This is a genomic window from Streptomyces sp. NPDC058964, from assembly GCF_042741275.1.
Classification (GTDB): Bacteria; Actinomycetota; Actinomycetes; order Streptomycetales; family Streptomycetaceae; genus Streptomyces.
The window spans coordinates 1-9,500 of the sequence record NZ_JBHYKH010000356.1; the positions used below are offsets into that span (position 1 = coordinate 1).

Below are 9,500 nucleotides of genomic sequence, written 5' to 3' on the forward strand. Positions count from 1 at the left end.
GTCCCTACGCCTGCCAGCCTATCCTCGACCCGCTCCCCCACCCGCGGGGGGCCCCGCGCGGGGGCCCCGCCCGCCGGGGTCTGTAGGGTGCCGGGGGCGCAGCGGCCCGCCTCCTGCGCTGCCAGCAGGCCGTCGTTCACGGTCTCCATCAGCGCGAACAGCATCTGCTCGTGCACGTACGCCAGCGCCGCCGCCGGGAGCGGCGAACTGAACGTTCCGCGGTCCAGGCCCTTTTGCAGCAGTTCGGCACAGGACTCGCGGACCGGGGTGAGCCGTTCGCGGATGCCCTGCACGGTGACCGTGCGCTGGGCCAGCGCGACCAGCAGCCGGTAGCGGTCGGCGATCTCCCAGACGGCGAGCACCGACCGGGCCACCGCCTCCGCCGGGTCCTCGACCCCCTCGCGCCCCGAGGCGTGCGCGGCCGCCAGCGCCTCCACCGCGCCGTCGACGAGCGTGCTGATCAGTGCCTCGCGGCTGGGGAAGTGCCCGTACACGGTCCGTCGTACGACCCCCGCGGCGCGCGCGATCTGGTCCATGGAGGCGTCGGGGTCGCGCAGCAGCTCGGTGAGCGCCACGTCGAGGATGCGGCGGCGGTTGGCGTCGGCGCGAGAGCTGTTACCCGTGGTCATGGCTGCCATTGTGCCTGCCCCGCGGCGAGCCTCACGGCTCTTCCGTGAGGGCTCCACCTCCTCCATTTGCACAACGCTGTGCAGTAGACGTACATTGCACATCGTTGTGCAATTGCACGCCACTGTGCAAGTCCCGTCGTGCGCATCTGTGAGGAAGGCGACCCCTGCCCATGCGACTCGTCATGAACGAACCGGTCGAAAGGATGGACCGCCCCTACTCCCGGCGCTGGTGGGCGCTGCTGGTCCTCTGCCTGAGCCTGCTGATCATCGTGATGGCCAACACCGCCCTCACGGTCGCGGCGCCCGACATGACCGAGGAACTCGGTCTGTCCAGCGCCGACCTGCAGTGGGTGATCGACGGCTACACCGTCCCGTACGCCGCGCTGATGCTGCTGCTCGGCGCGATCGGCGACAAGTACAGCCGCCGCGGCGCGCTCGTCCTCGGGCTTCTGGTCTTCGCGGGCGGGGCCGTCTCCGGCTACTTCGCCGACAGCGCCACCGCCGTGATCGCGGCCCGTGCCGTGATGGGCGTCGGCGCCGCGCTGATCATGCCGGCCACGCTCTCCCTGCTCGCCGCGACCTTCCCGCGCCAGGAGCGGGCCAAGGCCATCACCCTGTGGACCGCCACCGCGGGACTCGCCATCGCAGCCGGTCCGGTCGTCGCGGGCGCGCTGCTGCGCGACCACGGCTGGTCGTCGACCTTCCTGATCAACGTGCCCGTCGCGGCCGTCGCGACCGTCGGCGCCCTCGTCCTCGTGCCGCCGTCCCGGGCCGGCCACCACGACCGGATCGACTACGTCGGCGGGCTGCTGTCGGTGGTCTGGGTCGGCTCGCTGGTCTACATGATCATCGAGGGGCCGCACTTCGGATGGGGCGTGAAGGCCGTGAGCGCCGCCGTCGTCGCGGGCGCCGGCCTGGTGGCCTTCGTCCTGTGGGAGCTGCGCCACCCGCGCCCGGTCCTGGACGTGCGCCGGTTCGCCGACCGCCGGTTCGCGGGCTCCAACCTCGCGGTCGCCCTGTTCTTCCTGGCCGTCTTCGGAGCTTTCTACTACCTCACCCAGCACCTCCAGTTCGTGCTCGGCTACGACGCCCTCGGCACCGGTCTGCGCATGCTCCCGCTTGCCGGCGCCGTGTTCGCCGGCTCGGCGCTCACCGGCTGGCTCACCCCGCGCGTCGGCATGAAGTGGACGGTCACGGCCGGCATGGTCGGCGGCACGACGGCGCTGGCGCTGCTCACGCGGGTGGACGCGGGTTCTTCGTACGGCGACTTCGTCGCCCCGCTCGTCGTGCTCGGCCTGGCCATCGGCCTCGCGCTCTCGCCCTGCACCGACGCCATCATGGGCGCGTTCCCGGAGTCCGAACTCGGTGTCGGCGGCGCGGTGAACGACACCTCGCTGGAGCTCGGCGGCTCGCTCGGCATCGCGATCCTCGGCTCGCTGCTGTCGACCTCGTACGGCGACCACCTCAGCGACGCCACCGAGGGCAGCAGGCTCCCGGCGGGCGCGCTGACCGCCGCCCAGGACTCGGTCGGCGCCGGGTACGCGGTCGCACAGGGCATCGGGGACAAGGCGCGGCAGCTCGCGGCACAGGCGGCACAGTCGGCCGACCCGCAGCAGGCCGCGAAGCTCAACGAGCAGGCCGGCCGACTGTCCACCGGAGCACGGCAGATGGCCGAGGCGGTCGGATCCTCCTTCTCCGACGCCGTCGCCCACACCAGCCTGGTCGGCGCGGTGATCCTGGGCGTCGGCACGCTCCTGGTCGCTCTGCTGCTGCCGGGCCGGCGGAGCACCGCGTCCGAACCGGAGCAGCCGGCCGAGGAGAAGGAGCTGGTGGACAGCGGCGCTCGCTGACCCCTCCCGACCGTTTCTCACCCGCATCCACTAACGTGCCGTGCCGGATCAACCGGAGCGGCACGTTCGTGGTGTCCGCGAGTCCGCAAGTTCGCACGTACGTATGGAGGCACGGGGGATGAAGATCGACTGGGACCGCAGGCACTGCGCGCGCAAGGGGCATGTGACCTACGCACCGGACGACCCCAGGCTGCGGGTGCGGCTGCACGCCCAGACCGCCCTCGGGGACGCGTGGCGCTGCCTGCGCTGCGGCGACTTCGCGCTGGGCGAGCCGCACGGCTCGGGGCCGGCCACCGACGCCCCGCTGGTGCCGCGCGGCAAGGTGCTGCGGGACCTGTTCATCCTGCGGTTCCTGGCGATCGAGCGGGCCGTGCGCGGGGTCTTCATCGTGCTGGTCGCGGTGGCGGTGTGGAAGTTCAGCAACAGCCAGGACGCGGTACGGCGGCTGTTCAACGAGAACCTGGACGTCTTCCGCCCGGTCTTCCGGCACTTCCACTACGACCTCGACCACTCGCCGGTGGTCGGCTCCATCCAGAAGGCCTTCGGCTACAAGCACTCCACACTGCTGCTGGTGGCCGCCCTGCTGCTGGCGTACGCGGTGATCGAGCTCGTCGAGGCGGTCGGACTCTGGTACGCCAAGCGCTGGGCGGAGTACCTGACGGTGGTCGCCACCGCCGCCTTCCTTCCGCTGGAGATCTACGAACTCACCGAACACGTCAGCTGGCTGAAGATCGCAACCCTCGTCCTCAACATCCTCGCCGTCCTCTACATCGCCGTCGCCAAGCGGCTGTTCGGACTGCGCGGCGGACGCAGGGCCTTCGACGAGGAGCGGCACAGCGCCTCGCTCATGGAGGTGGAGGAGTCCGCGGGAGTGGCGTCCTAGCCCGCCGGCGGAGGAGGCCGCCGTCCGTGCCTCACGGGGTGCGGGCGGCGGCCTCCAGCAGGTTCAGCTCCTCCCCGGTCAGGACCAGGTCCGCGGCCCGGGCCGAGTCCCGGATCGACTCCGGGCGGCTTGCGCCCGGGATCGGGATCACCGCCGCCGACTTCGCCAGCAGCCAGGCCAGACAGATCTGCTGGGGGCTGACCCCGCGTTCCCGGGCCACGGTGTGGAAGGCGGCGAAACGGTCGGTGGCCGCCGGACGGGAGGGGCCGTCCAGGGAACTGCGGGAGATGCCGCCCAGCGGGCTCCAGGGCATGAAGGCCACGCCCAGTTCGGCGCACAGCCGCAGCTCCGCCTCGCTGTCGCGGACGGCCGGGGAGTACCGGTTCTGGACGGAGACCAGGCGGTCGCCGAGGATCGCGCGGGCGCGGCGGATCTGGTCGGTGCCGGTGTTGGAGATCCCGGCCAGCCGGATCTTGCCCTCGTCGAGCAGCTCGCGCAGCGCGCCGGCCGACTCCTCGAACGGCACCTCGGGATCCGGCTTGTGGAGCTGGTAGAGACCGATCGCCTCCACCCCGAGCCGCTTCAGCGAGGCCTCCGCGGCCGCCTTGAGACGGCGCGGGGAGCCGGTCACCGTCCAGCTGCCGTCGGCGGGCCTGCCGCGGCCGCCCTTGGTCGCCACCAGCACGTCGTCGGGGTCGCCGCCGTAGGCCGCCAGCGCGCGGGCGACGAGCAGTTCGTTGTGGCCGGGCTCGTCACCGGGGAGGTGGTACGAGTCGGCCGTGTCCAGCAGCGTCACGCCCGCGTCCAGGGCGGCGTGGACGGTGGCCAGGGCGCGGGCCTCGTCGGGGCGGCCTTCGATGGACAGGGGCATGGTGCCGAGTCCGACCGCGCTCACGCGTGTGTCGCCGAGGGAGCGGTACCGCATGTCAGTCGTCCTTTCCCAGGGTCTCGGAGACGGCGCGGGGCAGCCAGCGGCGCGCCTCGTCGAAGGTGAAACCGAGCTCCGTGGCCCGGGAGTTGTCCATGCCGTAGGAGCGGAAGAAGGAGAACGGGGAGACCTCGCCGACCTCCACCTCCCGGAAGACCGTCCGGCCGCCGGGCAGGTGGGCGGTCACCGCGGCGCACAGCTCCTCGGTCGTCAGCGTCCCGTGGGAGGCGGCGTTGACCGGGCCCGTGAAGTCCTCGCCCGCCGCCCAGAACAGGAAGTCGGCGATCTCCTCGACGTGGACGTAGGTCGCCGGGTGATTCACGACGGGCACGTTGACCGGCTCGCCGGTCCGGATGCGGTCCGCGTAGTGCTGCAGACGTCCGGTGAAGTCGTCGTCCCCGCCCAGGACATGGGCCACCCGGACGGACACGCAGGGGAAGGCGGGGTCCGCCGAGAACACGGCCTCGGCCTGCCGCTTGCCCTCGCCGTAGTGGCGGTCGAGGAACTCCGGCTCGTCCCAGGGCAGTCCGAGGTCGACGGGGACCGTGAGCGGATCGACGGCCGTCTCCCGCACCGGGGCCGCGGAGTCCTCGTACTCGTACACCTCGACGGTCGACGTCATCACGTAGCGGCGGGTGCGGCCCGCGAAGACCCGGCGGGCGACGGCCGCCTGGCGCGGGGTGTAGCAGACCTGGTCGACGACCACGTCGAAGGTGCGGGAGCCCAGCGCCTCGGTCAGCGACGTCTCGTCGTTGCGGTCCGCGACCAGATGGGTGGCGCCGGCCGGCGGGGCGGAGGAGCCGCGGTTGAGAACCGTCACCCGGTCCCCGGCCGCCAGCAGCCGTCCGATCAGCCGCTTGCCGAAATAGCGGTTGCCGCCGATGACCAGTACCTCTCGTGCTTCCCGCGGTTCTCGTGCTTCCCCGGCTTCGCTTGGTTCTCGTATCTCTCCGTCATTTCCCATGGCCATAATTCTCCTGTTGCACCAGGGAAGCCTGAAGGGGGAGACATGGGAGTTCCGGCCGCGACACCGAAAGAACCACGGCAGTCGCGCTCCGCCGCCAACGAAACGTCGGCGGCCTTCGACACGCTGGACCGGCAGATCCTGGAACTGCTCCAGACCGACGGCCGGATCAAGCTGAGCGAGCTGGGCCGTCGGGTCCGGCTCAGCCCGGCGGCCGTCACGGAGCGGGTGCGGCGGCTGGAGGCCACGGGCGCGATCACGGGGTACGGCGCCCAGGTCGCCCCGGCCCGGCTCGGCTACGGCATCCAGGCCTTCGTCCGGGTCGACCCCCACGGCGGTTACACCCTCAGGCATCCCCGCACCCTGGAGCTGCTCGACCGTCCCGAGGTGATCGAGGTCCACCACGTGGTCGGCGAGGACTGCTGGATCCTCAAGGTGGCCGTGACGGACACCGTCCACCTGGAGGACATCCTGGAACAGACCTCGGCGCTGGGCCGTACGACCACGTCGATCGTGCTGTCCTCCCCGGTGCCCCGCAAGCCGCTGCTCCCGCCGTCCTTGCCTTGACGCCGACGTCAACGCATACGGTCGTACCCATGCGAATCGGCGAGCTGGCCGCACGGGCCGGGACCACCACGCGGACGCTGCGGTACTACGAGTCGCGGGGGCTGCTGCCCGCGCGGCGCGACGACAAGGGGCACCGGTCCTACGACGAGGCCGACCTCAGGCTGCTCACGCAGATACGGACGCTGCAGGACTTCGGGTTCGACCTGGAGGAGACGCGGCCGTTCGTGGAGTGCCTGCGGGCCGGGCACCCGGAGGGCGACTCGTGCCCCGCGTCGCTCGCGGTCTACCGGCGCAAGCTGGACGAGCTGGACGCGCTCATCGGGGAGCTGCGGGCGGTCCGGGAGAAGGTGGCCGGGCAGCTGGTGAGGGCCGAGCGGGCGCGGGACGAACTGGCCGCCGAGACGCTGGTTCCGGGAGGTCCGGAACCCCTGTGCGAACTGGGAGGGCAACAGCGATGATCAAGGCGGCCGGTGTGGCCGAGGTGACGGACGCGGACTTCGCGGCGGAGGTGATCGGCTCCGACCTGCCCGTACTGGTGGAGTTCACCGCCGACTGGTGCCCCCCGTGCCGGCAGATGGGGCCGGTGCTCAGCGCCCTGGCCGCGGAGGAGGGCGAGCGGCTGAAGGTCGTGCAGCTGGACGTCGACACCAACCCGACGACCACGAACGCCTACAAGGTGCTGTCCATGCCGACCTTCATGGTGTTCCGCGACGGTGAGCCGGTGAAGGCGATGGTGGGCGCCCGGCCCAAGCGCCGCCTCCTCGAGGAGCTCTCCGACGTGCTGTGACCGCACCCGGATATGAAGAAATCCCCCGAGCAATTGCGCTCGGGGGATTTCTCTGCGTATATTCGATGGTTCGCGACTTCGGACGCAATAAGTCGCGGACAAGTTCAGTGAGCACAGTATATCCGGGCGGGAGTGGAATTGTCAAACACCGAATTTCCGGACGATGAATTGCGGCGCGAGCAGGAATTCACCGACGGACTGTACGCGCGCGTAGACGCCCTGCGCGGCGACACCGAGGTCTCCGTCGCGGACGCGCTCGCGCAGGGCGACAAGCCCATGCAGGCCCGGCTGGAGCGGGACATCCTGGTCGCCGAGCGTTCCGGGCTGCTCGCCGCACTGAACGCCGTGGACGGCTCGCTCTGCTTCGGCCGCATCGACCTGACCTCCGGCACCAGCCACCACATCGGCCGTATCGGCCTGCGCACCGACGACGCCGAGCGCACGCCGCTCCTCATCGACTGGCGGGCCGATGTCGCGCGCCCGTTCTACCTCGCCACCGGGCACACCCCGCTCGGTCTGCGCAGGCGCCGGCACATCGCCACCGAGGGGCGCAGGGTCACCTCACTGCACGACGAGATCCTCGACCTCGGTGACGCCACCCGCACCGGTCACGAGGACCCCTCCGGGGACGCGGTGCTCCTCGCCGCGCTCAACTCCGCGCGCACCGGCCGCATGAACGACATCGTGCAGACGATCCAGGCCGAGCAGGACGAGATCATCCGGGCCCCGCACCGAGGGGTCCTGGTGGTGGAGGGCGGCCCCGGCACCGGCAAGACGGCGGTCGCCCTGCACCGCGCCGCCTATCTCCTCTACGAGCACCGGGAACTGCTCGCCAAGCGGGCCGTCCTGATCGTCGGACCCAACCCCGCCTTCCTCGGCTACATCGGCGAGGTGCTGCCCTCGCTCGGTGAGACGGGCGTGCTGCTCGCGACGGTCGGGGAGCTGTTCCCCGGTGTGCGGGCGACGGCGACCGACAGCCGCGAGGCTGCCGCGATCAAGGGCCGCGCCGACATGGCGCACGTACTCGCCGAGGTCGTCCGGGACTGGCAGTCGCTGCCCGACCCGGTGATCGCGATCGAGCACGACCGCGAGATCCTGATGCTCGACGACGGCCTGGTGAAGGTGGCCCGTGAGCGCACCCGCGCCACCGGGCTGCCGCACAACGTCGCACGCGAGCACTTCGAGGGCCACATCCTCAACACGCTCACCGACATGGTGGCCGAACGCATCGGCACGGACCCGTACGACGGAACGAACCTCCTCGATCCCAGCGACATCACCCAGATCCGTGACGAGCTCGCCGAGAACCCCGGGGTCTGGGCCGCCATCGACCAGCTGTGGCCGCGGCTGACACCGCAGCGACTGGTCGCCGACTTCCTCGCCGACCCCGTGGGCCACATCCCGGACGAGGACGCGGCCGCCGTCCGCCGCCCGTCGACTCGGGCCTGGACGGTGGCGGACGTCCCGCTGCTCGACGAGGCGGCCGAACTGCTCGGTGTCGACGAACGGGTGGCGCGGGCGCGGGCCGAGCGCGAGCGGGAGACCCAGGTGGCCTACGCCCAGGGCGTCCTCGACGTCTCGTACGCCTCCCGGACGTACGAGTTCGAGGACAAGGAGGACGGCGATCCCGACGGCTCGGAGGTCCTGTCCGCGCACGACATCATCGACGCCGAGCGGTTCGCCGAGCGTCACGAGGAGGAGGACCACCGCAGCGCGGCCGAGCGCGCGGCGGCCGACCGGACCTGGGCGTTCGGGCACATCATCGTCGACGAGGCGCAGGAGCTGTCGCCGATGGCGTGGCGGCTGCTCATGCGGCGCAGCCCGACCCGCTCGATGACGCTCGTCGGCGACCCGGCGCAGACCGCGGAGGCGGCGGGCGTCGGCTCCTGGCAGAAGATCCTCCAGCCGTACGTCGAGGACCGCTGGGAGCACACCCGGCTCGGCGTCAACTACCGCACGCCGTCGGAGATCATGGACCTCGCCGCGGCCGTGGTCCGTGCGAAGGACCCGGACTTCGAACCGCCGAGTTCGGTCCGCTCCACGGGTGAGCGGCCCTGGGTGCGTGCCACGGACGACCTGCCGGGCGCGGTGGCCGAGGCGGTGAAGGAGATGACCCCCGCCGAGGGCCGGCTCGCGGTCATCGCCCCGCGCCATCTGCACCGGAAGCTGGCGGCACGGCTGGACGGGGTCACGGCGGGCACCGAGCCCGACCTGACGCGGACGGTCGTGCTCCTGGACCCGCGCCAGGCGAAGGGGCTGGAGTTCGACTCGGTACTGGTGGTCGAGCCCGGCCGGTACGGCACCAGCGACCTGTACGTGGCGCTGACCCGGGCGACGCAGCGGCTGGGGGTGCTGCACACGGGTTCGCTGCCGCTGGGCCTGGCCGACACCGAGTGACCCCGGGGAGGTGGGCGTCTGGGGGCTGCCGCCCCCAGGCCCCTGCCTCGGCCCGCACGGCCTCGCCCTCGAGCGCCGGACGGGCTGGTTCGCTTCCGTCCGGCGCTGAGAAGTCCCGTTGCCCTCAGGCCGGGCGCAGCCAGACCGTCGCCAGCGGTGGCAGCGTCAGGCGGATGCTCGCCGGGCGGCCGTGGCGGCCCTGCGGTTCCGGCTTGATGACATCCGGGTTGGTCACGTCGCCGCCCCCGTAGCGCACGCTGTCGGTGTTGAGGGCCTCGTGCCAGGCGGGGACGTCGTCGGGGACACCGAGGCGGTAGTCCTGGCGGACCACGGGCGAGAGGTTGGAGACGGACAGGAGGAGGTTGCGTTCCGCGTCCAGCCTCAGGAAGGCGAAGACGTTGTCGTCCGCGGCGTCGCCGACGACCCACTGGAAGCCGGCCGGGTCGGTGTCCCGCTGCCACAGGGCCGGGGTGGCGCGGTAGACGGCGTTGAGGC

The 9,500-nt window shown here is 71.7% G+C and carries 10 protein-coding genes; 6 read left to right on the forward strand and 4 right to left on the reverse strand.

Features of this window, described 5'->3' with window-relative positions; genetic code table 11:
• The coding region (locus ACFW2E_RS32715) for a TetR/AcrR family transcriptional regulator (RefSeq protein WP_384471252.1) at positions 1 to 638 on the reverse strand (638 nt) is incomplete at its 3' end.
• Between the two features lie 161 nt (positions 639 to 799).
• Here ACFW2E_RS32715 and ACFW2E_RS32720 point away from each other — a divergent pair.
• Together ACFW2E_RS32720 and ACFW2E_RS32725 are read left to right on the forward strand one after the other, a co-directional pair.
• The gene (locus tag ACFW2E_RS32720) at positions 800 to 2,479 is read left to right on the forward strand and encodes an MFS transporter (RefSeq protein WP_384471255.1); all 1,680 of its coding nucleotides are present in this window, start codon (positions 800 to 802) and stop codon (positions 2,477 to 2,479) included.
• Between the two features lie 118 nt (positions 2,480 to 2,597).
• A complete protein-coding gene (locus tag ACFW2E_RS32725) occupies positions 2,598 to 3,362 on the forward strand; it encodes a DUF2127 domain-containing protein (protein WP_384471258.1) in 765 nt (254 codons plus the stop codon).
• Between the two features lie 31 nt (positions 3,363 to 3,393).
• Here the strand turns inward: ACFW2E_RS32725 and ACFW2E_RS32730 are convergent, their stop codons facing one another.
• Both ACFW2E_RS32730 and ACFW2E_RS32735 read right to left on the reverse strand, forming a co-directional pair.
• On the reverse strand, positions 3,394 to 4,287 hold the full coding sequence (locus tag ACFW2E_RS32730; RefSeq protein ID WP_384471261.1) for an aldo/keto reductase: 894 nt from the start codon (positions 4,285 to 4,287) through the stop codon (positions 3,394 to 3,396).
• Position 4,288: 1 nt separating this feature from the next.
• Entirely contained in the window at positions 4,289 to 5,254 is a 966-nt protein-coding gene (locus tag ACFW2E_RS32735) for an NAD-dependent epimerase/dehydratase family protein (RefSeq protein WP_384471264.1), read from the reverse strand.
• A gap of 45 nt (positions 5,255 to 5,299) precedes the next feature.
• Here ACFW2E_RS32735 and ACFW2E_RS32740 point away from each other — a divergent pair, with 45 nt between their 5' ends.
• The 4 genes from ACFW2E_RS32740 to ACFW2E_RS32755 all read left to right on the forward strand — a co-directional run bounded on the left by ACFW2E_RS32740 (position 5,300) and on the right by ACFW2E_RS32755 (position 9,005).
• Complete coding sequence (locus ACFW2E_RS32740; RefSeq protein ID WP_384471267.1) at positions 5,300 to 5,821, forward strand: Lrp/AsnC family transcriptional regulator; 522 nt, start codon at positions 5,300 to 5,302, stop codon at positions 5,819 to 5,821.
• A gap of 29 nt (positions 5,822 to 5,850) precedes the next feature.
• On the forward strand, positions 5,851 to 6,279 hold the full coding sequence (locus ACFW2E_RS32745; protein ID WP_384471270.1) for a MerR family transcriptional regulator: 429 nt from the start codon (positions 5,851 to 5,853) through the stop codon (positions 6,277 to 6,279).
• Between the two features lie 14 nt (positions 6,280 to 6,293).
• Positions 6,294 to 6,608 (forward strand): thioredoxin family protein, encoded by a 315-nt coding sequence (locus ACFW2E_RS32750; protein ID WP_384471276.1) that lies wholly within the window; start codon positions 6,294 to 6,296, stop codon positions 6,606 to 6,608.
• A gap of 168 nt (positions 6,609 to 6,776) precedes the next feature.
• Positions 6,777 to 9,005: a HelD family protein gene (locus ACFW2E_RS32755; RefSeq protein ID WP_384471279.1), complete on the forward strand. Its 2,229-nt coding sequence runs from the start codon at positions 6,777 to 6,779 to the stop codon at positions 9,003 to 9,005.
• Between the two features lie 124 nt (positions 9,006 to 9,129).
• On the opposite strand, the gene ACFW2E_RS32760 is transcribed toward ACFW2E_RS32755, so the two are convergent.
• Positions 9,130 to 9,500 (reverse strand): alpha amylase C-terminal domain-containing protein (locus tag ACFW2E_RS32760; RefSeq protein ID WP_384471273.1); only part of this gene is annotated, 371 nt, incomplete at its 5' end.

Excerpts from the sequence above, each read along its gene's own strand:
- ACFW2E_RS32720 (WP_384471255.1), top strand. The coding sequence starts at position 800 with ATGCGACTCGTCATGAACGAACCGGTCGAAAGGATGGACCGCCCCTAC.
- ACFW2E_RS32725 (WP_384471258.1), top strand. The coding sequence starts at position 2,598 with ATGAAGATCGACTGGGACCGCAGGCACTGCGCGCGCAAGGGGCATGTG.
- ACFW2E_RS32730 (WP_384471261.1), bottom strand. The coding sequence starts at position 4,287 with ATGCGGTACCGCTCCCTCGGCGACACACGCGTGAGCGCGGTCGGACTC.
- ACFW2E_RS32735 (WP_384471264.1), bottom strand. The coding sequence starts at position 5,254 with ATGGGAAATGACGGAGAGATACGAGAACCAAGCGAAGCCGGGGAAGCA.
- ACFW2E_RS32740 (WP_384471267.1), top strand. The coding sequence starts at position 5,300 with ATGGGAGTTCCGGCCGCGACACCGAAAGAACCACGGCAGTCGCGCTCC.
- ACFW2E_RS32745 (WP_384471270.1), top strand. The coding sequence starts at position 5,851 with ATGCGAATCGGCGAGCTGGCCGCACGGGCCGGGACCACCACGCGGACG.